14 protein-coding genes are annotated in these 23856 nt (G+C 61.9%); 3 read left to right on the top strand and 11 right to left on the bottom strand.

Annotation, left to right across the window (positions count from 1 at the left end):
* The first annotated feature begins 66 nt into the window (after positions 1 to 66).
* Complete coding sequence (locus KB449_RS03980) at positions 67 to 951, top strand: helix-turn-helix transcriptional regulator (protein WP_282907130.1); 885 nt, start codon at positions 67 to 69, stop codon at positions 949 to 951.
* Between the two features lie 107 nt (positions 952 to 1058).
* Positions 1059 to 2192, top strand: a complete 1134-nt coding sequence (locus KB449_RS03975) for a glycoside hydrolase family 88 protein (RefSeq protein WP_282907129.1) — start codon at positions 1059 to 1061, stop codon at positions 2190 to 2192.
* A gap of 69 nt (positions 2193 to 2261) precedes the next feature.
* Here KB449_RS03975 and KB449_RS03970 read toward each other — a convergent pair whose 3' ends face one another.
* The 11 genes from KB449_RS03970 to KB449_RS03920 form a co-directional block, all read right to left on the bottom strand.
* Entirely contained in the window at positions 2262 to 2924 is a 663-nt protein-coding gene (locus KB449_RS03970; RefSeq protein WP_282907128.1) for an SGNH/GDSL hydrolase family protein, read from the bottom strand.
* 97 nt (positions 2925 to 3021) lie between these two features.
* Entirely contained in the window at positions 3022 to 3924 is a 903-nt protein-coding gene (locus KB449_RS03965; protein WP_282907127.1) for an aldose epimerase family protein, read from the bottom strand.
* 6 nt (positions 3925 to 3930) lie between these two features.
* The gene (locus KB449_RS03960; protein ID WP_282907126.1) at positions 3931 to 5658 is read right to left on the bottom strand and encodes a DUF3502 domain-containing protein; all 1728 of its coding nucleotides are present in this window, start codon (positions 5656 to 5658) and stop codon (positions 3931 to 3933) included.
* Positions 5659 to 5745: 87 nt separating this feature from the next.
* On the bottom strand, positions 5746 to 6627 hold the full coding sequence (locus KB449_RS03955) for a carbohydrate ABC transporter permease (RefSeq protein WP_282907125.1): 882 nt from the start codon (positions 6625 to 6627) through the stop codon (positions 5746 to 5748).
* Between the two features lie 25 nt (positions 6628 to 6652).
* Entirely contained in the window at positions 6653 to 7585 is a 933-nt protein-coding gene (locus KB449_RS03950; RefSeq protein ID WP_282907124.1) for an ABC transporter permease, read from the bottom strand.
* A gap of 318 nt (positions 7586 to 7903) precedes the next feature.
* Positions 7904 to 8959 (bottom strand): response regulator transcription factor, encoded by a 1056-nt coding sequence (locus tag KB449_RS03945; protein WP_282907123.1) that lies wholly within the window; start codon positions 8957 to 8959, stop codon positions 7904 to 7906.
* The gene (locus KB449_RS03940) at positions 8952 to 10706 is read right to left on the bottom strand and encodes a sensor histidine kinase (RefSeq protein ID WP_282907122.1); all 1755 of its coding nucleotides are present in this window, start codon (positions 10704 to 10706) and stop codon (positions 8952 to 8954) included. The genes KB449_RS03945 and KB449_RS03940 overlap by 8 nt, the downstream gene beginning before the upstream one ends.
* Before the next feature lie 101 nt (positions 10707 to 10807).
* Positions 10808 to 13042 (bottom strand): hypothetical protein, encoded by a 2235-nt coding sequence (locus KB449_RS03935; RefSeq protein ID WP_282907121.1) that lies wholly within the window; start codon positions 13040 to 13042, stop codon positions 10808 to 10810.
* A 45-nt stretch (positions 13043 to 13087) separates the two neighbouring features.
* Complete coding sequence (locus KB449_RS03930; protein ID WP_282907120.1) at positions 13088 to 15802, bottom strand: glycoside hydrolase family 2 protein; 2715 nt, start codon at positions 15800 to 15802, stop codon at positions 13088 to 13090.
* Between the two features lie 5 nt (positions 15803 to 15807).
* A complete protein-coding gene (locus tag KB449_RS03925; protein ID WP_282907119.1) occupies positions 15808 to 19521 on the bottom strand; it encodes a hypothetical protein in 3714 nt (1237 codons plus the stop codon).
* A 1127-nt stretch (positions 19522 to 20648) separates the two neighbouring features.
* Positions 20649 to 21659, bottom strand: a complete 1011-nt coding sequence (locus tag KB449_RS03920) for a LacI family DNA-binding transcriptional regulator (protein ID WP_282907118.1) — start codon at positions 21657 to 21659, stop codon at positions 20649 to 20651.
* Between the two features lie 262 nt (positions 21660 to 21921).
* On the opposite strand from KB449_RS03920, the gene KB449_RS03915 reads away from it, so the two are divergent.
* Positions 21922 to 23853 (top strand): hypothetical protein, encoded by a 1932-nt coding sequence (locus KB449_RS03915; RefSeq protein ID WP_282907117.1) that lies wholly within the window; start codon positions 21922 to 21924, stop codon positions 23851 to 23853.
* Positions 23854 to 23856 lie beyond the last annotated feature (3 nt).

Below are 23856 nucleotides of genomic sequence, written 5' to 3'. Positions count from 1 at the left end.
TTCGTAACCTTTGCACCCTTACATGGTATAATCTATCATGAATGCGGAGACGGGGGGATGGGCCGTTTGAATCGAATTATGACGTTGAACCTGGGACCGGACGCTTTTTTTTCTTCTTATCGGCAGACGACGGGCGATCAGGACTGGCTGGCCTATCACGCCCATCAAGGCATCGAGCTGCTGTACGTCCACCAGGGACTCGGAGAAGCGATGACCGAGGACGCCCGCTACCCGATCCGCGCCGGCACGCTGCTGCTGTTTTTGCCCTATCAGCTCCACAAGGTCGAGGTACCGTCCGTGCCCGGCGCGCCTTATATACGTTCGCTTGTGAAGTTCGATCCCCGGATCGTCGAGCCTTACCTGGCGCCCTACCCTGGGCTTGCCCGCTGGTTTCTGATGCTGAAACGGGGCCTGCTGACCGGCTCCTTTTGCGATCTTGGGACGTCGGAGCGTCTGCCCGGCCTGCTGCGAGACTTCCACGAGCTTTATGGCGCTTCCGGCCCGGACAAAGAGGAGGAGCGTTCGCTGTTCCTCGTATCGCTGCTCCATGAGCTGCGGCATCGGGTGTTCCCGGAAGGCGTCCGCGACGTCTCTCCCGAAGCCGAAGGACGCTCTCTGCATATCGACCGCATCATGGATTGGATCGAGGCGAGGTACGCGCGTCCGTTCGATCTTCAGTCGCTCTCGGGCGAGCTGCATCTGTCGCCGTACTATCTGTCGCACCTGTTCAAGGAGCATACGGGCAGCAGCCTTCGGGACTACATCACCGCCCGCCGGATTCGCGAGGCATGCAGGCTGCTCAGCTCGACCTCGGATTCGATCCGGTCGATCGCGGAGCAGGTCGGGGGCTTCGGGGCCTCGCATTTTTGCCAGCTTTTTAAAAAAAGCAAGGGAATGAGCCCCGAGACGTTCCGCCGGACCGTGCAACAAGGTTTTTCCGCCGCTCCCTGACTATGGACCGCTGACCGCAACTTAGCCATATACTCCCGCAACCCGCCCGAAGGCATCCTCTATATAATGGGGGTGAAAAGAACTTCGGATCAGGGAGGCAATTCGATATGTGGCAGCAAGCGATCAACGACGCGCTCGGCATTACCGCCCGCAACCTCGAGCGGTTCGGGGACCAATTTCCCCATGTCAGCGACGGCTCCAACAAGTACGTGCTCAACGACAATACCGACTGGACCGACGGCTTCTGGTCCGGCATCTTGTGGCTCTGCTACGAATATACGGGAGACAAGCAATACCGCGACGGCGCCGCCCGGACGGTCGAGAGCTTCCGCAACCGGCTGGCGCAATTCGGCAATCTGGATCACCACGATATCGGCTTCCTCTACTCGCTGTCGGCCAAGGCCCAATGGATCGTGGAAAAGGACGAGGCCGCGCGCAAGCTGGCGCTTGAAGCGGCAGACGTACTCATGCGCCGCTGGCGTGCGGATGCCGGCATCATCCAAGCCTGGGGACCGAAGGGCGATCCGGAAAACGGCGGCCGCATCATCATCGACTGCCTGCTGAATCTGCCGCTCCTGCTCTGGGCAGGCGAACAGACGGGCGATCCCGAATACCGTCGCGTCGCCGAGGCGCACGCGCTGAAGAGCCGCCGCTTCCTCGTGCGCGGCGACGATTCGAGCTATCATACGTTTTACTTCGATCCGGAAAACGGAAACGCGATCCGCGGCGGCACGCACCAGGGCGATACGGACGGCAGCACGTGGACGCGCGGCCAAGCTTGGGGCATCTACGGCTTCGCGCTGAACAGCCGTTATCTCGGCAATGCCGACCTGCTGGAGACTGCAAAGCGCATGGCCCGGCACTTCCTCGCCCGCGTGCCAGAGGACGGCGTCGTCTACTGGGACTTCGAGGTGCCGCAGGTGCCGTCCTCGTACCGCGACAGCTCCGCCTCCGCCATCACGGCATGCGGCCTGCTGGAGATCGCGAGCCAGCTCGACGAGAGCGATCCCGAGCGCCAGCGCTTCATCGACGCGGCGAAGGCGACCGTCTCCGCGCTGCGCGACGGCTACGCCGAGCGCGACGACGGCGAAGCCGAAGGCTTCATCCGCCGCGGCTCCTATCACGTGCGCGGCGGCATTTCGCCCGACGATTACACGATCTGGGGCGACTATTATTACCTGGAGGCGCTCCTGCGTCTGGAGCGCGGCGTGACGGGGTATTGGTACGAGCGGGGACGTTAATTTCCCGCCAATGACAAAGCGCATAAGAAAGCCGGCAGGATCAAGGAGATCCTGCCGGCTTCTTGCGTTTTATCGAATAGCCAAAATACTGTGTTGAACGACGTCAAGCCACTCGTTCGCGATCAATCGGTTGCCCGCCGCCGTCGGGTGAACGCCGTCGAAGATCCAGTCCGAGGCCTTGGTACGCTCGGCCGCCCGATCGAACGGCTCCTGAAGCGGAACGAATAGCGCCTGGAACTCCCGCGCCAGCTGCCGGGCGATGACGCCGTAACCGTCGATTCGGGTCCGCCATTCTCCCCAGTTTTCCTCGGTGGCGCCCCCTTTCAGAATAAACGGCTCGCAAAGCACGAGACCGGCTTCGGGCAATACCTCCCGCGTTTCCTCCAGCAGATGGCGGTACGCCCGCTCGAACCGGTCCGTCGCCCCGCTCGGCTCGCCCGCCATGATCCGCCATGCGTCGTTAACGCCGATCAGCACGCTGATCAGATCCGGCTTCAAATGAAAAGCGTCCTCGTTCCATCTCGCGTACAGATCGGACACGCGGTTGCCGCCCACGCCCCGATTGATAAACCGGTGGCTGCTTTCCGGGTACTCGCAGCCGAGCTGCGCCGCGATCAAGTACGCATAGCTGTGCCCGAGCGCCGCATTCGGGTCGTTGCCGTCGCGCCTCCAGCTGCCGTCCGTAATCGAATCGCCTTGAAATAAAATCGTCTTACCCTTTCCGTCGCTCATGCGCTTCACTCCGTTTCGTTGTCCGTACCGTGAATGAGAGAAAGTTTGCTGCCTGCCCGCATGACAAAGGGAAGCAAATGACCCAAAGAGCCAATGATCAAGGGAGCAATACCTGAAACGCCAAACTCGCGCTAACCGTACCGTACGGCGCCAGACATACGGCCGTCCCGGCAGCGATGCTGTCCTCCAGCGCGGCCGCCGGCGGCGAGGAGAACATCTCCAGCCCCACGTTGTAGTGGCTGCCGAAGTACGGCGGGCTTGCCTCGCCGCCGTGATCCCGCCAAAACCAGAGATACGGCCATACTTCGGCATCCCAGCTCACCTCTGCGCCGATGCCGCCCGGCCGCCTCAGCGCGTAGCGGCCGGCCCCGGCCGGCAACACGCCGAAGCCTCCCGGGCTGCCCTTCGCAGGAAGCGCATAACATGTCTCCCCATCCGGCAAGGAAATGAGCGTGCCCGGGACGAGAAACGGCTCGCCGAACGTGATATGGTGTCCCCAATCGGCATGTACGACGGACGGCGAAACGTTCGTCAGCCGCTCTTCCAGCCGAAAGCCGGCTTCGCCGCTCGTCATCTCGATGCTTTTCTCGATCGCCAGCGGCAGCGACCGCAGCTCCAGCCGGAAGACGACGCGGATGCGCGCCGGGCCGTCTTCCGCGATCTCGTAGCGCCAGGCGGACAACGCCGCCTCTCCGTACGCTTCAAGCTCCGTTCCCCGATGTTGGTGGCGACCTCCCAAATTGGGGAGGATCTCCTGCCATCCGCCCTCGTATTGGCTCTGAAAATCGCCGAAGGCCGCCTCCTTCGGACGAAGCCCAAGCCGCGTGAACCACGCGAAGTCGGTATCGGTCGGCTTGTGCAGCAGCTCGATCAGATCCGTTCCCTTGCCGGGCAGCACGGTCAGGCGGAACGCCTCGTTTTCCATGACCACGGCTTCGTAGCCCTTGTAGACCAGATCACGCTTGATCCGGCACCCGAAATTGCGATCGTCCGCTCTCACGCCGCGTTACGTCCCGCTCTGCTGCGCCAGGAACGCCTCGACCTGCTTCTTCAGCTCCGCCTTGATCGCCGCGATATCGGTTTGCAGCGCTTTGTTGCTTTCCCACTTCGCTTGCAGCTTCTGCAGACCTGTCTCAGGCGTCTCGACCATGCCGAGCTGGTAGGCCAGCGTTTCGGTGGAGATCTTGGCGAAGTCCGGGTTGGCAAGCTGGTTCTTCACCGGCTCCTGGTTAAAGGCGAAGCCCGCAAGCGCGGAACGCACGTAGGACTTTTCGTCGGCGACGTACCGGTAGTACGCGACCAGATCGTCCGGAACGTTGGCGGACAGACGGATATAATTCGGATTCCAGGTCAGCATGTAGCCCGGGAACGTATAATTTTGCAGCGTATCGATGCCGTCGGGGTACTTGAACTTGTCGTCGCCGACCGGCTCCCAGTTCTTGCCTTTAATGCCGAGCTCGAACAGATCGTGGTTGTCCTGGTTTTCGAAAATCCAGTTGATGAACGCCATTGCGCGGTCCGCGTTGGCCGAGGTTTTCGGAATGCAGAGGAAGTTCCAGACGCGGAAATCCGAGATGAGCGTCGGATTCGGCTGAACCATGTCGCGCACGGTCTTCTGCACGACGAACATGCCGAGCTCCGCCGACGGAACGCCCGCTTTGAGCTGTGCGTTGACGGCGTCCAGGTTGGCGACGCCCTCCATCATCGAAGCCGCCTTGCCGGCCGTGAACGTGCCGCGCGCGTCCTTGCGGACGATCGGCTCCTTTTCGATGTACCCTTTGTCGTGCCATTCACGGATGGTCTGATACGTCGTATAGTCCGGCTGATTGAAAGGCGCGGGAAACGCCGCGGCGCTATCCTGCTTGTCGCCCGTCAGCTTGACGCCCTTGACCGTCTTGCCGTCCAGTTGCAGCGTCGCGACGACGTTCGGCGCCAGGTTCAGGTCCCACAGTCCCGCCTCATACTTCACGGGCAAGTCCTTGTTGAAGTCGATCGCGGCCGTCGCGCCGTAGTTCCCGTCGTTGCGGATGACGAACGGAATCATGTTTTTGTCGTTCGCCAGCACTTGGTCGAAGTAGGCCGTCAGCTCCTCGTAGGACTTGATGTCGCTCATCCCGTACTTGGCGGCCAGGTCCTTGCGGTAGTAGATGACCGCCATATCGCTCAGGTACTGGCCCAGCGGCACGCCGTACGTATGCAGCTGCCCGTCCGCGCCGGTGAACTTGTTGTTGTCCAGGTAGCCGCTGCCGAACGCCTTCTTTAGCCCGGGATATTGGTCGTTGTTGAAATAGCCGTCGAGATTCGTATAGTTGTCCTTGGCGATGAACGCGTTCATGTTCATCCAGGGCGCGTCGAACGCGATGTCGACCTGCTCGCCCGCCGCCAGCTTCAGCTTGAGCTTGTTGACGTAATCCGCCTGCGGGGTGAACGTAACCTTCAGCTTCAGGTTCAGCGTATCCTTCGTCCGGCGCTCGAACTCGGCCACCACCTCGTCGAACTGCTTCGGCTTGTCGCCCCACAGCATAATGTTAAGCGTCAGCGGTTCCGGCGTCTTTTCCCCGGCCGTCCCCGCCGTCTGCGTCGCCGCCGCGCTGCCGGACGCGCTTGCTTCGCTACTGGTTCCGCTTGCGGCATTGCCGCCGCCGTTTCCGCCGTTGCTGCACGCCGCAAGCAGGCTCAGCGCCAGCGCGGATGCCAGCATCGGCGCCAGCTTTCCTATTGCGTTTCTCTTCATGTCTAGCCCTCCCGATTATGAATGATGCCATCTAAGCCGTATCGAATTGCCGTGCTGAAGCTATGTCAACCGGCCTTGCGGCCGTGCTCAGCCTTTAATAGCGCCGACCTTCAATCCCCCGACGAAATAACGCTGCAGGAACGGATAGAGGAAAATGATCGGCCCGACCGTGACCATCGCAGTGGCGAGCCGCACCGTGTAGGCCGGAACCGCCTGGACCGTTGACGGCGTGCCGGACACGGCGATATTTTGCGCCATATCGATGTTTCGGATAATCTGCATAATGATATATTGCAGCGAATAAAGCTTCGGGTTTTCAATGTACAGCATAGCCGGCGCCCAGGAGGACCAGTAGGCGAGCGCATAGAACAGCCCGATCGTGGCCAGCGCCGGCAGCGACAGCGGGAGTACGATGGACCGCAAGATCCGCAGCTCCCCCGCGCCGTCCAGCTTCACGGATTCGAACAGCTCCTTCGGAATGTCGTTGAAAAAGTTTCGCATCAAAAACAGATTCCATGGCGACAGCACGGCAGGAAGGATGTAAACCAAGATCGTATCCTGCAGATGGAGATACCGGGTCGTCAGAATGTAGCTGGACACCATGCCGCCGCTGAACAGCATCGTAAAGTAGAAAAACAGGGCGAGCTGCGGCGCATAACGGAGCCGGTTTCCGGACAGGGAATACGCGGCAAGGCTAGTGACCAGAAGACTGAGCGCCGTGCCGGCGACCGTGATAAAAATGGTGACGAGGTAAGCGTCCGGTATCGTATTCGTGCTGAAGATCGCTTTGTAGGCGTTAAGCGAAACCGCCTCCGGCAGCAGCCGGTATCCGTTACGCAGCAGCGTCGCTTCCTCCGTAAAGGAGCTGGCGATCACGAGCAGGAACGGATACAGGCACAAGGCGGCGAAAACAATCGTAAAGGCATAGAATAGGACCGCCAGCCATTTGTCGTTGCGGGAATTTTGCATTGCGGACGTGTCGCCTCCTTGCTGTTTAGAATAGGGCGGATTCGCGATCGAGCTTGGCCGCGATCTTGTTCGCCGTGACGACGAGCAGGAAGCCGACCACGGATTGGTACAGCGCGATGGCCTGCGTCATGCCCAGCGAGCCGGACGTCCTCAGCGCTCTGAACACGTAGGTGTCGATCGTGTCCGTGCTTCCGAAGAGGAACGAGTTGTCGCCGACGAGGGAGTAGATCATCTCCAGATTGCCGCCGAAAATGTTGCCCAGACTGAGCAGGAACAGCATGACGATCGTGCTCTTCAGCAGCGGCAGCGTAATGCGGAAGATGCACTGGAAGCGGGTAGCGCCGTCGATCCGCGCCGCCTCGTATAGCTCGCGGTCGATGCCGACGATCGCGGCCATGTAGACGATCGCGCCGAAGCCCGCCGTTTTCCACAGATTAACAAGTACGAGGATCGGCGGCCATACGCCGGGCTCCGTGTAGAAATCGATGGGCGCAAGTCCAGCCGCATGCAGGAACTGGTTGATCGCGCCGGTATCCGCCGTAAAGAAGGTGACGGAGAACAGCCCGATGATCGGCCACGAGATAAAGTTCGGCAGGATCATGACGGACTGTACGGTCCGAACGACCGCATTGCGCCCGAGCTCGGTCAGCATGACGGCAAGCGCCAGCGCCAGCGCGGTTCCGGTGAGAATGAACATCAGGTTGAAGAACACCGTGTGAAACGTAATGATCAGCCAATCGCTGCCCCGGAAGAAAAACCGGAAGTTGTCGAGGCCGACCCACTCGCTGCCGAACAAGCCGGCGAGCGGATTAAAATCCTGGAACGCGATCGCGACGCCCGCCATGGGCAAATACGAGAACACGACGCTGAACAGGACGGCCGGAACGGCCAGCAGGTAAAGGGAACGATTATGAACGATTTCCCGGATGCCTCTATGTTTGTTCGTTATGCGGCTCATCTGCCCGCCCCCCTTTCGCTTTTTATTGTAACCCCTTTCAGGGAAATCCCGGGACGGAACGGTTTGCTGCATTGGGAAGGTTTTTTTGCGCTGATTCGCCGCAAAAAGCAAAAAAACCGGCCATTTCGGCGATAAGATTCGCCGTAAATGGCCGGATGGCACCGGGTTGCACCGAATGGCACCGGACTGCACCTGAGGGCACCTGAGGGCACCGGGTCGTACCGGGTCGTACCGGGTGGTACTGGAGGGCACTGGAGGGCACTGGATGTCATTGGATGTCATTGGATGTCATTGGATGTCATTGGATGGCCCGGATGGCTATTCGTCTTCCTGTGCCTTGATTTCGTTCCGGCTGCGGAGACGGTACTCGCCCGGCGTAAGACCGGTCTTGAGCCTGAAGATTTTGCCGAAATACTTTTCGTCCTCGAAGCCCGACAGCTCCGCGATCCGGTACACCGGCTCGTTCGTGTTGCGCAGCAGCTGCTCCGCCTCGCGGAGGGACATGCGCTGCACTGCCGCAACGTAGGACTGCCCGGTAATCTCCTTGAAGCATTTGCTGAAATAGCCGACGCTCAACGTCACCGCCTTGCACACGTCCGCCTGGCTCGGCCGCTCGCCCGGCCGCTCGTGCAGCAGGTCCACCGCCCGGATGACGGACCGGATCACCTCTTCCGAGTACATGGTGCCGCGAAGCAGGCGGCGGGCTGCCGACCGGAACGCTTCCGCTTCCTCGGCAAGCTCGGATACCGAGCTACCGGCCGGCCATCCGGATGCCGGACGCGCTGGCTCGAGCGACGGACATTTGTCCAGCCACAACTGCAGCGACTCCTCGAGCTTGCCCCGCCAGACGGCGGCAGGCAAGGCGCGGGCCGTATCGTCCAGCATCTGCCCGTACCGGCGGTCGTCGACCAGCCAGCTAAGCGTCTCCCATGCGGCGGCGATGTCGTCTCCCTGGATCCCGGTTCCGACAGCGCCGGCCGAAGACTCGCCTTGCTGCTCCTGCAGCCGCCTGGCCACGCGCCCGAGCAGCTCCTGGACCGAATCGTCGTCGAGCTGCGTTTTGACCATATAATCGACCGCCCCGAGCCTCATCGCCTGCTGCAGATAATGAAAGTCCTGGTGGCAGGTCAGCATGACGGGCAGCATGCGGGGATAACGCTCCCTTACAATGGCGAGCAGCTCGAGCCCGCTCATGCCCGGCATCGAGATATCGGCCAGCAGCACGTCGGCCTGCAGCCGCTTCAGCGCCTCCAGCGCCTCTTCGCCGCTCGAGGCTTCGCCGACGAGCGTCATGCCGAACCGCTCGAACGGCATCATGCTCGCGATGCCCCGGCGAACGAGCGGCTCGTCCTCCACCATGAGCACTTTAATCATCGAGGACGCCTCCTTCAGGCCGGATCGGCACCAGGATTCGAATGCGCGTGCCTTTGTCCGGCTCGCTGTCGATCTCGAGCCGCGCCGCGCCGCCGTAGTGCACGTCCAGCATTTTTTTGACGTATTGAAGGCCGATGCCAAGACCCTGTCCGCGTCCGCCGCCCTCGAGCAGCTCGTTCATCCGCGCCTCGGTCATGCCTTTGCCGTCGTCGGCGACGGTAATGTCCAGGCGTTCGCCGCCTTCCTCCCGGATCGTCACGCGGATGTCGCCCTGCTCGCTCAGCAGCCCGTGGTACAGCGAATTCTCGACGAGCGGCTGGAGCACGAACCGCGGGATCGGCGTCTCGCCCAACCTGGGATCGCAATCGATCGAGACGTTGAACCGGTGATCGTACCGGACGTTCTGCAGCTCGATATAATCGCGGAGGGCGACGATCTCGTCGCGGACCGTCACGACCATGCTGCCCTTGCCCAGGTTGTAATGCAGCACGCGCGTGAACACCTTGACGAGATTGTAAATCTCGTCCTGGCCGTTCGCCTTGGCAAGCCATTGGATCGTATTGAGCGAATTGTGCAGAAAATGCGGATTGATCTGGCTCATCAGCTTTTCGACTTCGAGCTCGCTCCTGCGCTTCTCCTTGCGCTCGACCTCCGAGATCAGATCGATGATCCGCTCCCGCATCGACTGGAAGCTCGCGAACAGCATATCGAACTCCTGCAGCTTCGTTGCGATCGCCGTTTTTGCCGACGGATCGTGACTGAAGCGCCTGATCGCGCGGTTCATGCGCTGAATCGGATGATACACCATGCGCCATATATAAGAAGCGGCCAAAATGGTCACCAGAATGGACAAGGCGGCTACGAGCAAAAATTGGCGCTGCCACTGACGCAGCTCCCGGCGGAAGTCGTCGAGCCCAACGAGCGAATACAGCCTCCAGCCTCCGCCGCCGGCCGACTCGAAACGCTTGAATGTGTTCAAGCCTTCGCTTTGCGGATCCAGGCGCTGTCCGACCTCGGCCCCCTCCGGCAAATCGCTGTACATCACAGTGCCGTCGGCTTGCGTCAGCACGTTAAGCGGGGCGCCCTCCGCCTCCGTTCCCGCCGGCCGCAGCAGCTCGCCGAAATCGGCCTCCAGATACATATAATAGGAACGGCCCGCCCCGTATTCGACGAGCCGCGTCAGGGAAAGGACGGGCTCGTCGTGCCCCGCCAGCGCCGACGGATGCGGTCCGAGAAATATCAGCTGGTTTGCCCGGTACAGCACATCCTCCGGCCGCGGCCGCAGCACCGTGTCTGGCAGGTCGGGCTTGATCGGCGCGGATTCGAACTGGTAGGCGGACGGATAATCCGGCATGAAAAAGAACAGTCCGTTCACGATCAGATTCGAGTAAGCGATATTGATGAGCGACTTGTCGATGCTGCGGAACAGCTCCGTCTTCTCCACCGGATCCGCGGCCGTCAGATAGGCGATGATATCGTCGCCAAGGCCGCCGTCCACGACGAGCAGCTGCGATACGCTGCCCAGCGTGGCGGCGGCCTTCTCGATGGCGGCCCGCTGTCCGTCGACCATGGATTGATAGTTCGCGACGATTTTCTCGCTCTGGCCTTTGTACATCCAGTAATAAGAGGTAAATCCGATCAACACGATCGGCGTAATGGTCACGACGATCAGCAGAATGCTGAGCCGGCCCCGCAGCGTGTCCAGACGGATCGCGCGCCAGAGGCTCGAACCAACGGCACGGCTCATGACGCTGCTCCTTCCCGTCTACGGCTTAAGTTCCTACAGTATAGAACAGTTCGCCGTGCCGAGTCATCCATCCCTTTGAATCAGGCATCGGCCTTCAGGCCTCAACCGACAACCTTCACCCGAACCTTCACCCGCTCGTTCGGCGCGAGCCGTACGGCAACCCGGCCGGCAGCGTCCGGCAGGACGCGCTCCTCCGCCGCGGCCGCGCCGCGCAGCATCTCGAAGACGGCGCCGGCGGACGGCAAGCCCGTCTCCAGTGCGCAGCTCTTTTCCGTTTCCCCAAGGTTCGCGACCAGGAAGGTTCGCACTTCGCGGACGTCGGAGCGGCGCGTCAGCTCGTAGCCGTCCAGGTTCATGACGTAGATATCCGGCTCGCTACAGGACAGCCATTGATCCCACAGCATCGCCGCGCGGAAGGTCTGCCCGGCTCCGTAAATTTCCTGGCCCGCGTAGCCGGTCTTGTCGTCTTCGAGCGTCCCCAGATTTTCCAGCGGAATATATTCGAGCTCCGACAGCCGGAATTTGTCGGGCAGGCAGCGCGGGAAGCAATAGTAATTGTTGGTCCTCGCCTGGTTAAACGCCAGCAGCAACCCGTGCGATGCGTCTCTGTCCTTCAGCGTCGAAGCAATACGGGCCGAACATTCGATATTTTCGAAAAACGCGGGATACAGCATCGGCGTGCATGCCTGGAACATGCCACAAATCCGGTAATCGGCAAAAGACGGATCGTCGTACCAATACATCATGCGGAGGTTTTGCGCGAGCAGATAGCGGTAGGCCTCCCCGTAGGACGCGTCCCCGGTCTCTCTCTCCAGCCCGTCCGCCGCCTGCACCGCCATCGACAGCAGGAACGACTCCTGGTGCAGGCTGTTCACCGGCAGCTGCAGCAGCACCTGGAGCGAGCGCTCGGCTTCCGCCAGATATTCCGCGTCTTTCCTTGCCTTGTACAGCAGCAGCATAAAGTAAGCGTAGGCGCCGGCTACCGGATAGTTGTCGCCGTTGCCGTGCTTGCGAAGCTCGGGCACGCGGAACGACAGCGGAAACAGATAGCCCGTCTTCCGGGCGAGCGGAATGACGATCCGGTTTACGGCTTCCTCGATGCGCGCGCAGGCTGCCTCGTCTTCTCTGAACCAGGCGGCCCGCCACCATTCGTGCAGCAGGTAAACGTACTGCCAGGTGCCCCAGATCCGCGGCTGTTCGCCGAGAAACTCGCCTCCCGCGTGGTTGATATATTGCCACACCTTATCCCGCAGCAGCGTGTATTCGGACGCGGGGGCCGTTTCCGCGAGCTCCGTAAGCGGATGGATCATCATCAGCGCCGCGTCGAGTCCGGGCTGGTTGCGGAAGTCGATCGTCAGCCCCTTCGCCTTGAACGACTCCTCCCACGCCGGCGATACGCCGTTGACGTAAGGAATCAGCATGTCGCAGCTGCCGTCGTTGCTCCAGCACGCGTTCGTATCCAGCAGGTCCGCGGCGCACTTCAAGCCGAACTCGCGCCAGCTCGCGCGGTTGGGAGGCGAAGCCGTCGACTTCGGGACGAAATGGAGACAGGCTTCCACCAGATCGACCACGGCGCTCTGCTCGGTCGGCGGCGCGTCCAGCGAGAAGCAGCGGATGCCGTAAGAGAAACGGGTGCCCGCCACCGGGATGTCGGCCGAGAACGCGCGGTCTCCGATCAGGCCGACCGCCAGCTCGCCCGGGCCATAGCCGTAGGTTCTGCGCAAGCCGCACCGATAATGGAGGAAGCGCTCGATGCCCGCCTCCGCCATCCACCCCATGGCAGACATATCGAAGAAAAGCATGACGCCGAATTTTTTGTACGAATCGTAATAATAGCAAGCCGGAAAATCGTTGCCTCTCGCTTCGTCGTTCCACTTGGTCGGATTGTCGATGTTCGTCTTGAACCAGACGTGGTCGCCGCGCTCGTAAGGCGGCAATTCGCCCAGGTTGACGGCGATCTCCGGCTCGAGCGGACCGCTCCCGATCGCCACCTTCCCTTCACCCTGGAGCGCGATCTCGATTCGCACCCAGCCGGTCGCCGGATCGGTTTCGGCCGTGCCGGTCCACTCGTACAGCGGGCGTCCGTCTTCGAATACGGCGCCTTCGAACGCCAGCGCGTGCGGCGAACGCCGCTCTATTCGCGCCGGGAACAGATTAAACCGCGCGCCCCGCACGAGCGGCTGCAGCGCCGGCGTCATCGCCCTGGCCTGTTCGCCCTCCTGCGATGCCAGCGTGTAGCCGTAACCGCCGACCGCCTCATCGTATTGCCAGATCAGCTTCGTCTGCCCGCCGCTTGCCAGTTCGTAGTCCTGACGGACCGTTTGAATGTCGTTCAACATGGTTTCCCCTCTCGCTTCCTTTGCCGTGATGCGGCTTTGTTTTTATGAATGCTCCCCGCGGTATTCTGCTCTTGCGTTGAAGCCCTCCGCGCGAAGCGAAGACAGCCTGCCGTTCCCGCCGGACCAGCCGACCGTCCGGCATTCGCCGGGCAGCAGCGTCAATCCGTTGTCCGCGAAGCGAACCGGGCGTCCCTCGTCGTCCTCCGCCTCGATCCACAGCTCGACCGCCGCGACGCTTGATTGGTTGGAGATCAGAACTTCGCGGTCCGCCGCCGAGGCCGGCAGGACCGTCACGGTCCCCGCCTCGGGCAGCGATCGCAGCGCCTCCCATGAGCAGCCGACGTCCGCCGCCGTGAACAAGTACGTCGTCTCCGCGAGCGTCCGGCCGTCCATAGCCGCGGCTTCAAGCCGCAGCAGGAAGACCGGCTCCGCCAGCTCGGGCACGGCAAACGCAACCGCGCCGAGCGACGTGGACCCGGACGGCAGCGGAAAAGCGGCAAAATCCCGCTCCGCCAGCAGCGCGCCGCCGAAATCGAAGGCAGCCGCGCGGACGACGGCACCGGCCGCCGGATGCAAAGCTTCGGCATATTCGGCGTGAAGATGGATCTCCGCGCGGAAGGCGTCGCCGGTCCGATAATCCGTCCGGTCGTATCGGGCCGACACGTGAATCGGCGCAAACGCTTTTTTTAAGGCATAATAAGCTGGCTTCGGCATGCCGTCGTACTCCAGAACCGACGTGTTGGCGTTATTCGGGAACGGCTCGTTGCCCATCCACACGAGAAATCCGGATGCTTGCGGCGCGCGCCTGCGCGTCGCTTCGGACGAATAACGAAGCGATTCCTTCTGCAAAAAACGGCTGCAGCGCGCGAATTCCTCCAGTTCGTCCACGTCTCGGCGCCACGGCCCGAATGACTCGCTGACCGCATCCCACGGCACCCACCAGCTGCCGCGATGCGTCCAGTACGGATTGTCCGCGGTCGGCGGCCAAACGTCGCACGCGCCGCGCAGCGCCCGGAGCAGACCGGCGCGGGAGGCGCCCGGCGTGCCGGTCTCCGAGCGGAAAAGCGCGTCGTCTCCGTTGAAGAAGGCGTAGTGGCCGGGACTCCCGGCATAAAGCCACGGGCCGTGCACGTCATGATGGACGCCGCGTCCGAAATCTCTCGCATCCGCGCAGAACGCCGGCCCCGACGCGCTGGCCGGCAGGAAACGCCGGCCCGGATCGAGCTCGCGAATCAGTCCGGCGAGCATGGCGATGTTCGCGTGACGCTCGTCGACCGGGCGGAAGCCTTCCCACATCAATTCATTGCCCCCGCACCAGAGCAGCAGGCTCGGATGAGCCCGCTTCTCGCGCACGGCGGCCGTCGTGACGGCCGCGAGCCTCTCAAGCAGCTGCGGATCGTCCGGCGGGCAGTTGTCTAGCGCGCTGGACGACTGGAGCAGTTCCTGCCAGACGAGCAGGCCCCGGCGATCGCAATAATCGTAGAACGCGGGCGTTTCGATGATGCCTCCGCCCCAGACGCGCAGCACGTTGACGTTCATGTCCGCTAGCGGGTCGAGCCGGGCCCGGTAGTCCGCCTCCGTGACCGCGCCGTAATAGGGAGAGACGGGCACCCAGTTCACGCCCCGGAGAAAAACGGGAATGCCGTTGACGACGGCCGTGTAAGGCAGGGCTTCAGCCGGCGATCCCGGATTGGCGCGCCACTCGATGCGGCGGAAGCCTATCGTTCTTGCCGCGGCGGCGAGGATGCGGCCATCGCCGTCCCGCAGCTCGATGCGCGCCCGGTAGAGCGGCTGCGCGCCCATGCCGGCAGGCCACCACAGGTCGATGCCGGCTACCTCCGCCGCAAGCGTCAGCCTTACGGGGCCGGCACGCAGCACCTCCCGCCGGCTCGCTTGCCAGATCGTGCGGCCCTCGGCATCCTCAAGCGCGTACAGGCAATCGTACGCGCCGGACCGCATGACCTCGAGCTCCGTCCGGAAGCTCACCGCGCCCTGTCCGGCAGCTGCCGCAGGCGCGGCCTCCGGGTAGAAGTCCCGGACGGCCACGCCTTCGTACGTGCGAAGCCGGACGTCCCGCCAGATGCCGACGGCGACCATCCGCGGGATCCAGTCCCACCCGTAGCCGAAGCGCGCCTTCAGATGGCGGATCCGCGACGAGTAGCCGACCTGGCCGTCCAGCTCCGGCGGCTGCCGGAACATGACCTGCAGCAGATTCACGCCGCCCGGCGCCAGGCTGCCTGTCACGTCGACGACGACCGGCAGGAACGTCCCCTCGAAGTCCGCCGCCTTCCGTCCGTTCCAGAACACGCTGCCGGCGTAATCCAGACCCTCGAACACCAGCTCGCAGCGTTCCCGTTCCCAGCCGTCCGGAATTTGTACTGTCTTCGAATAGATCCATTCCCGCTGCGTCACCCACTCGCCGTGCAGACTGTCCAGGCCGACGAACGGATCCGCCATTCGCCCGGCTGCGCGCAGATCTGTCTGCACGGAGCCCGGCACCGTAGCCGGAAGCTCCGCGACGGCCGGCAGGATCGAGACGCCGAGCTCCATGGACAGCCGGGGCTGCCATTGATTCGGGTACCAGCCCGTCAGCCGCCAGTCCGCGCCGCTGAGCGACAGCTCCTCAGCCGCTGCGTCTTTAAGCTCGTAGGTAGCCCCCGAAGCAAGGTCGGAGACCCGCTCCGAAGCCGGCGCCGAGACCGGCCGCTCCCTTTCGCACAAATCGACGCCTTCAACCGTTCCCGCATCGCTTGCCATCTTCCTCATCCCTTCTTCTTGTCGCCCGCCAGCGCGATCCGCCCGGTGCCCGATCCGGTCGCCGTCGCGGCTTCCACCCGGTACAGGCCAGCCTGCCAACCTTTCGTCAGATGGAGCACCGCCTTGAACCGGCCGTTCGCATCCGTGCGTACCCGCTCCTCTTGCGAGATGCCGCCGATCGTGACGCGAACGTCGGTCTTGCTTGCCGCCTTGCCGCCGGCCGTCTTGACCGTTCCTTCCACCCGAACGATCCGGCCCGCGCCTTCGACCTCTATGGATGCGATTGCGACGCGGTCGCGTGCTGCGACCGCCGCCGGCGTACCGGCGGTCAGGCTGCGGCTGCGGCTGTCGCGAACGATCGCGTGCAGGCTGCCGTCCAGCGCGCGATACGTGGCATAGGTTTCGACGGGGTACAGGTACACGGCATCGAGCTCCGCCTCGGCGCCGTCGCTTCCCAGGACAAGCGTGCCCGCGCCTTGCGTCAGACTGGCGGACCCGAGCCGGAGAATGGCGATCCGCCCTTCGGTCCCGGCCAGCGTCGTTTTCATCGGAGCAGATCCGTTCAGGGAAGCCGACAGCGTCGCAGCCTGGCCCGGCGCGCGCTGAATGACGCTCGCGTAGACGTCGTATTCGCCCGCTGCCGGCACCTCGGCGGCGAAGCTGCGGCTCGCGCCGGCCGTCATCCGCACGTAGCTGCCCTGCGACAGCGACGGGCTGCCGTACCGGATCTCCGGCACGCTCATTCGATAGAGCTTGGTCAGCGTGACCGTCGCATAGCCTTCGTGCGGCAGCGGATTCGTCGACCGATTGGAGAAGCGGATGCGCAGCTTGGCCGTCCCTTCCGGAATTTGCGCTTTTGGCGTCGTCTTGACCGTCGATTGTCCCGAGTACCACATGCGGCTGGCGTACGTCATCGCGCTGTCGTCGGCGAGGAGCGTCGTTTGGCCTTGCGCGTCGACCGCCAGCACCTCCGCCGCAAGGTCGGTATCGAACTGCAGCAGCGCCGCAAAATCCAGCTTGACGGTGTCGCCGGCCCTGAATCCGTCCGGGCCGCCGATCGGCACATCACGGTACAAATAGCCGTCGCCGAAGATCCGCACGTTGTTGTGGCCCGTCGCCTCCACGAAGATCGCCCGCTTGCCGAACCAGCCGGCGTATACTTCCGCTTCTGCATCCGAGGAAGTCGCATCCGCATAAACGGCGGCTTCTTCCGCGCTCGGAATGTTGCTTTGCTTGCGGAGCGCCCTGGCAGGATCGTTCAAACCGAGATCCGCCACGGCAATCTCTTCGTCGTCTCCGGCGCCTTGCCTGTAGAGTTGCTCGGCCTCCAACGTCTGAACGCCGCGGCTCTCCACCTTCGTTGCCGTCATCAGACGCGCGGCGGCCGGCACCCGCTTGATCCGCAGAATCGCCCGCAGCGCTTCGTCGACCGACTCGGCGCCGCTGTTCGTATTCACGCCGCTATCGGTGACGCCGTCGAACGCCGCGCCTGTCGCCTGGTCGAACATGGCGACGCCGTCGCGCGTATCGCCGGTCCACCAGGCCGCGGCGATCCCGGCCATTTCGGCGTATTTCGTTTTGCCGGTTATCCTGTACAAGGCCAGCAGATTTTCCACGTAACTGGCCGTGCCGTAATTAATCTGCGGATAAGACGCCTTGTTCGGCGACAGCCGATAGGCCCTGCCCGAGATGAGCAGATCGCTCAGGAAGCTGTCCGCCGCCTGCTCGGCCGCCTGAATCCAATCGCTTCTCCCGCTCAGCTGCCCGGCGATCGCCATCGCTTTTGCCTGGATGCTGCCCCATTCGTACCAGGTGCCGTCGCTATGCAGGAATGCGGAGAGTGGATACGTTATGAAGTCGCCTTCCTGAGACATCGCCAGGCCTTCCCCGAGCATCCGGATGAGCGCAAGCGATGTGTTTTTCTGCGCCCCGGCAGGCAGCGCCTCCTGATGCTGCGCAAGCGCCGAGATCGCGGCCGCGCTTAGCCAGTTGTCGCGCTGCAGCAGCCATGCGGGCACTTTTTTGCCGCCGACATCGTCGTACGTGCCGTAAAGCGGCTTCACCAGCTGCCGGACGCGCTCGAGGCAGAGCGCCGCACGCGTCCGCACCTTTTCCGCGAATGCCGCGTCCTTGGCTTCAAGCACGGGGAGCGCCGTCGCCATCGCCTCATAGGCGCGGACCGCCCAGAAGCTGAAGCCGGTGAACGACGAGTGGCTGTCTTTTTTATACAGCTTCCCCTGGGCATCCTGGGCCACGAAGTTGTCGAAGTCGCCTTCCGGCGACTGCATCCACATGGCGAACGACAGCCCGCGCTTGATCATGTCGTAGCTGTACGCGTCTCCGTACGTCTTGTAATGCTCGACATAGACGAGAACGGCGCGGGCGACGTCGTCGAGCGCGGCCACCCCCTCCTGCGGATCGCCGACCCACTTGTAGCCTTTGCCCAGATCGCTCCGGTCGACGGGTTCCGCGTACAGATGGGAGATGAACATCGGAACCCCGTCTATCGCGATCTTCTCGTTCATGAACCGGAAGTGATCGAAGTTGGCATAAATCTCGGCCGGATCCTTCAAGGCGAATTTTCGGAAAAAGGAGGCGTCCTTGCCCGTCAGTTGACCGTCCTTGTCGTAGTCCAGCTCAGCAACCAGCGTGCCGCGTTTTATTTTCGCCTGCAGGAAGGCGAGGTCCGCCGCGTCCACGCTGCCGCTGCCGTCCAGGTCGTAGCTGCGGTCATCCCGCATGGCCGTCACCTGTACGTCCGTCACGCGGATGGGCCCCGTATTGTCGTTGTGCAGCTCCAGCCAGAGCTGGGCCGCGCCATCCGGAACGGGCGGTCCCGATTCGTCGCTGACGGTGCGCCAGACGCCGCGCTTGACGGCGGACAGATCCGAGATCTCGAGCAGCGTGTTCGCGCCGTCGTTCACTCTGGCCGTCACGGAGGACGTCAGTCTCGCGTCCGGGTGAAGCATCAGCCGGAGCGAGACGGCCGGCTTGTCGCCGGCATGAGGCTGACGCTCGCCGCTGCCGACCGGGAGGCTTCTCCATACGGCCGAGCCCGGCTGCATGACCAGCGCCGACTTGCGCGAAACGGCGCCGGCGCTCGACCAGTCCGTGGCGCCGGCGAGCGGCGCGGCGAAGTCCGCATTGGCGACCGGATACGCCACCCGCGTGCCATCCTCCCTCACGCCCCACAGCTTGACGCGGTGCACGTCGATCTCGCCCTGCGTATCGTTGTGCAGCTCCACGTAGATAACCGGCTTGCCCGCGGCTATTATGCCGCCGGCATGGATCGTTTTCGTCGTCAGCTTGACGGTCTCGCCCCTCGCGGTATCCGAGAGATCGTTGACCTCCGCGAGCGCCGGTCCGCCGTCGTTGATCCGCAGCATGACGTTCGCATCGCCGTCCGCGTCGGCGCTCAAGGTGACCTCCACTTCGCCATAGACGACATCGCCGGCCGAAGGGCCCTTGCCGTCGTTCGTCACCGGGATGCCCTGCCAGACGGCGCTGCCCGGCTCCATGGCGAGATAATGCTCCGTCTCCGTGACGCCCGCGCTGTCCCAAGTACCGGCGAGCGGCGATTCGAAGCTTCCGTTCGGCATGTCGTAGACGACGGACTTCTCCGCCGCCGATGCGCGGGAAGCGTTCCAGGCTCCCGACGGTAATGCCAATGCGGCTGCAATTGCGATGGCCAACGTGACGGACGTCCATTTGCGCAGCACAAAATCCCCTCCTTCGTTTGGTTGCATGGCTAGGCAAGGCATGAATCCGCTTACAGTTAGGAACGGAAAACGAAATCAGATGCGCGGGCAGCGTACAACGCAAGCTATTCCTTTAACTTACTGTAAGTCTTACAATTTTACTTACATTTTGATTATAGATTCATTCTCTTGCCGCTGTCAACCGATCTGTTCGCTTGGAAAAAGCCGAAAACGCCAATTAACCTGACGATTAGCGCGTAAAGGCTGCGCAGCCCACGGACGATGTTTTCTTTATTTCCGCTCGCGCTCACAGGTCCGCACCTCTCCATGATGACGTTCGTGCGCCTCCGCTTGTCCGGTAATCGCTCCGAAAATCCGCAACGGTCGCCAAATTAACCGCCCCTTACAAACTAACTATTTAATCTCGCGCAAACAGACACAGTTGGCGCTAATCCGGTACCGTCCGACTAACTTGCCTTTCGCCGCTGCCCTCCGCGATCGCGTCTTCGTTTACTGTGCCTGCTGCTTTCGAACCCGCTCTAACCGAAATTCGACGTGCAGGTGCATCGGCAGCGGCCTTGAGGGAACGGTGCTGATCCGCGCGCCTTTTATCTGTGTGCGGTTGGCGGGCGGGAAGTGGCGGGTGGTAGTTGGCCGATTGGTCTTTGTGCGGTGTGTGGCTGGATGGTGTGTGACTGGGCGGTGGGTGGCTGGATGGTATGTGACTGGGCGGTGGGTGGCTGGATGGTATGTGACTTGGCGGTGGGTAGTTGGCGGTGAGTGACTGTATGAGGCTTGGAGTGTTGGCTGGGCGTTGGGTAGTTGGCCGATGCCGGCGTGGTTGGCAAGCAGGTTGGGGGTAGGGCGAGGAAATGGTTGGCGCCGACGGACAGTTGTTAGAAGGCAGTTATTTTTCCGCGAGACTGGGAGTTGTCATCCGATAGTTGCTAAAAGGCAGTTATTTTCCGGATTTTTGCTCCTGGAGAAGTCCAACGGCCCAGCTAGATGCCTTTCAACAACTATTTGCGCCGTGTAACCTCCGGGAGTCAAAATTAACTGCTTTCTGGCAACTATTTGCTTCAAAAAGCCGGACCTCGCGGCCCGGCTGCTCGTGCTTCAGTGATTCGGTTTTCCGGAGAGCACGCCGCCTAATCACGCGCTTCCCGCTCCAGCATCCGGGTGGAGGCCCGGACGACGAGCTGCACGTCGTATACCTCGTCAAGCGGCTCCGTCGCCTGCACGGCGCCCTGCATGCGGTCGATCAGATACCGGGCGGCGGCCATGCTCATCTGCTTCACGGGCTGCCGGATCGTCGTCAGCGGCGGGAACAGGTCGGCGCTGCCCGGCACGTCATCGGCGCCGACGATCGAGAGCGCTTCGGGTATCCGCACGCCTTTGATGCGAAAATGTCTGTAGAGCGTCGGCACGAAATGATCGTTCGCCACGAACAGCGCCGTCGTAAACGGATAGCGGGACAGGTAGTGATCGATCTGCGCGCAACGGTCCGCGTCTTCGAGATCCCGCACGCGAATGAGATGCTCTTCGCCGAAGTCCCGCAGCCCACAATCAGCCGCCGCCTCTCTTGCTCCAGCCAGCCGTTCGTAATGATCCGGCGACGTGAACTCGTCGACGATCGCGATATGGGCATGTCCCATGGCGGCCAAGTGCTGGATGGCGGCATAGCCGCCCTTGCGATGATCGGCTCGAATGCTGGGCACCTTGGCCGATTGCAGCCGGTTGAAAACGAGTACGGCCGGAACGGCCGATGCCAGCTCGGCAAAATGCTCCTCCGTATAGGGAACGGTCGTAAAGATCGCGCTCCCGATCCCTTTCTCCGCAAAGTACGCCTGAAGATCTTCCTTTTTCTTGGGCACATCCTCGAGCGCGCATAGCTTCACGCTCATCCGCTCGGCGAATGCAACCTCGCCGATGCCGGAAATAATGCTGCTCTCCATGGGAAGCGACCGCGTCGAAGTGAAAAATGCCAGCTCCTTGGGCCGCTGCACGGAGGCGCCGAGCTTGGGCGAGAAATCATGCCGGTCCATGATCTGGAGCACGCGATCGCGCGTCTTGACGTTGACGGCCTCCGGCTTATTCATAACGCGGGATACGGTGGCGATGGAGACGCCCGCTTCCTTTGCGATATCGTAAATATTCATCGAATCGTTGCTCCCGTTTTTAATTCAGTATAGCACCGATTATGAAAGACTTACAAACTTCTGTGCCACCCAAATCGTTTCTACTTGCTGTAGGGCGTTCTAGAACCAGACGCTTGACGATCGCACATGACAAACTTTATGATGAGTTACGAAAACAAAAATGAAACTCTTTCAGAAACAAGAAAGGAGAATGTCGTTGCCTGTGGTTTAAGACGCTGCGGACTCCAAAAATTGAAAGCGCAACCAAAGGAGGAAAAAGATCATGAAGCTTTTAATCAAGGCGATCGCCCTCGCCATAACCGGTTCGCTGCTCGCCGGCTATGCCCCTTCCGCGTACGCGGCCACCAAAACCGTCGACTTCGCCAGCTTTCCCGTCAACTTCGCGCATCTCAACTGGCAAGCGGTGACTTCGCACTCGGCCTCTACCGGCTTTTCCTATACGCTCGGTACGGGCAACGGTCAGCGCACCAATCAGCACGGCGTCTCCTGGCCGGACATCGCCTATTACGACACGGTGCTCGGCAGCGGCGGTTATACGGCCGTAAACGGTTGGCCCATGAAGTCCCTCGTCCTCTATGCGACGGAGAAAAACGGCAACTGGCTGGCGAATGGCTGGAACTACACGCAGGATATGGCGGAAGGCGCCAGCGCGGTCGACGATTCCGCCCGGGCGGCCATCGCGCTGGCCGACGATTACTTGCTGAACGGCAATTTGGCGTCCTACCAGAGCGCGCGGGATCTGCTCACGTTTACGGCCTATATGACGACTTTAAGCGGAAAGGTATACAATTTCGCCTGGCTGGACGCGCCCGCGCTATTCGGCTGGGACCCGGTGCAGCAGGGCGTCGACAAGCACTTTATGTACCGGTCGGAGTTCGTCAAGCGCACGCAGTATCCGTCCGCGCTGCCGAACGGCGACTGGATGGACGCCGCCTCGGACCCTTCCCATATTTTGAAGAACGCCTCAAACCAACCTGTCGCCGCCCCGCCCTTTATCTCGCATCCGAAATACTCGATTTACATGGACGACCTGCGAGATCCGACAGGCGCCGATATCGCCCCCGTTTACGACGGTCCGCTCTATACGACCGCATCGGGCAGCGTCACGGGCTACAAGACCGGCATCAAGAAGACCTGGACCACCAGCACGCATGAGATCGGGCTCGACGACGCGCGTAATTTGTGGGCGATGGTCAAAGGGCTGCACATGCTGCAAAAACTCAAATACACGAACGGTTCGCTGACCGCCGACCAGCTCTATTTCGCCAAATTCCTCGAAAATCATATCCAGCGCATGATGAACAACGTGCTCGCCTACAACTTGTCGGGCTTCGACTCGAAAATGGCCAGCAACCTGCTTATCGCCTTCACCGATTATTACAGGCTGCTGTACGGCACGACGGATTACGGCACTTATACGCCCGTCCTTCCGGCCAACAGCAACACGACCGCGACCTATGACGACCGTCCGTCACAGAGTACTCTTTACGCGCAGATCGACGTGCTTCTGAACAGCATCACCGCCAAGCAGCTTCACACGACCGATTGGAGAAACGGCATCTTCGTCGACGACGCGACCGCCGGCAATTGGTACGCTTGGGGCGAGCTCCAAATCTACGCCCTCTCCAACGTGTATGCGATGAAGCGCTCGATCGGCCAAACGCCGGCGCAATTGAACGGCCTGCTGGATATCATTACGTATTCGGCGGACAACTTCTACGGTCTCGAAGCTTATCACTATATGGACGGCGTCAACAACTTCAGCCGCACCAAGGAGCGGATCACGCAGATCATCGGCTGGAACGCGCAGTTCCATACGAATTCCGGGCAGTTCGCCTACCAGAACTCCTCGCTCGTGGTCGGGCTTAAGGCGCTTGCCGAAGCTTATTACCTGTCGGGACGATCGGACGCGGCGGCCAAGCGAACGCAGTATCTCGAGTATGCGAAAAGAGTGGCGACCTGGTTCATCGGCAATAACAACGCGCTGGCGGATATGTATGACGGGGCTTCCGGCACGGGGACGTATAAGGGCCAGGGGGCCGTGTTCGACGGCATCACCGTCAACGGCGGCGTGCCGACGGTCAACCGGGGAGCGGGCGGCGAATCGTCCGCGGAAGGCCTGTGGGCGATGATCCATATCAAAAAAGCCATCTCGCAGTATGGCCTCTCTTCAAGCTTCTCGTTCGATTATTAAGCG

Source organism: Cohnella hashimotonis (genome assembly GCF_030014955.1).
Lineage (GTDB): Bacteria > Bacillota > Bacilli > Paenibacillales > Paenibacillaceae > Cohnella > Cohnella hashimotonis.
Note: the sequence above shows the minus strand (reverse complement) of the source record. Positions and strands in the feature narration are given on the sequence as shown.

What these genes read in the sequence shown, in the direction of transcription:
- KB449_RS03915 (WP_282907117.1), top strand. Translation starts at nt 21,922, where the DNA reads ATGAAGCTTTTAATCAAGGCGATCGCCCTCGCCATAACCGGTTCGCTG.
- KB449_RS03970 (WP_282907128.1), bottom strand. Translation starts at nt 2,924, where the DNA reads ATGAGCGACGGAAAGGGTAAGACGATTTTATTTCAAGGCGATTCGATT.
- KB449_RS03975 (WP_282907129.1), top strand. Translation starts at nt 1,059, where the DNA reads ATGTGGCAGCAAGCGATCAACGACGCGCTCGGCATTACCGCCCGCAAC.
- KB449_RS03945 (WP_282907123.1), bottom strand. Translation starts at nt 8,959, where the DNA reads ATGATTAAAGTGCTCATGGTGGAGGACGAGCCGCTCGTTCGCCGGGGC.
- KB449_RS03920 (WP_282907118.1), bottom strand. Translation starts at nt 21,659, where the DNA reads ATGAATATTTACGATATCGCAAAGGAAGCGGGCGTCTCCATCGCCACC.
- KB449_RS03960 (WP_282907126.1), bottom strand. Translation starts at nt 5,658, where the DNA reads ATGAAGAGAAACGCAATAGGAAAGCTGGCGCCGATGCTGGCATCCGCG.
- KB449_RS03940 (WP_282907122.1), bottom strand. Translation starts at nt 10,706, where the DNA reads ATGAGCCGTGCCGTTGGTTCGAGCCTCTGGCGCGCGATCCGTCTGGAC.
- KB449_RS03955 (WP_282907125.1), bottom strand. Translation starts at nt 6,627, where the DNA reads ATGCAAAATTCCCGCAACGACAAATGGCTGGCGGTCCTATTCTATGCC.
- KB449_RS03950 (WP_282907124.1), bottom strand. Translation starts at nt 7,585, where the DNA reads ATGAGCCGCATAACGAACAAACATAGAGGCATCCGGGAAATCGTTCAT.
- KB449_RS03930 (WP_282907120.1), bottom strand. Translation starts at nt 15,802, where the DNA reads ATGGCAAGCGATGCGGGAACGGTTGAAGGCGTCGATTTGTGCGAAAGG.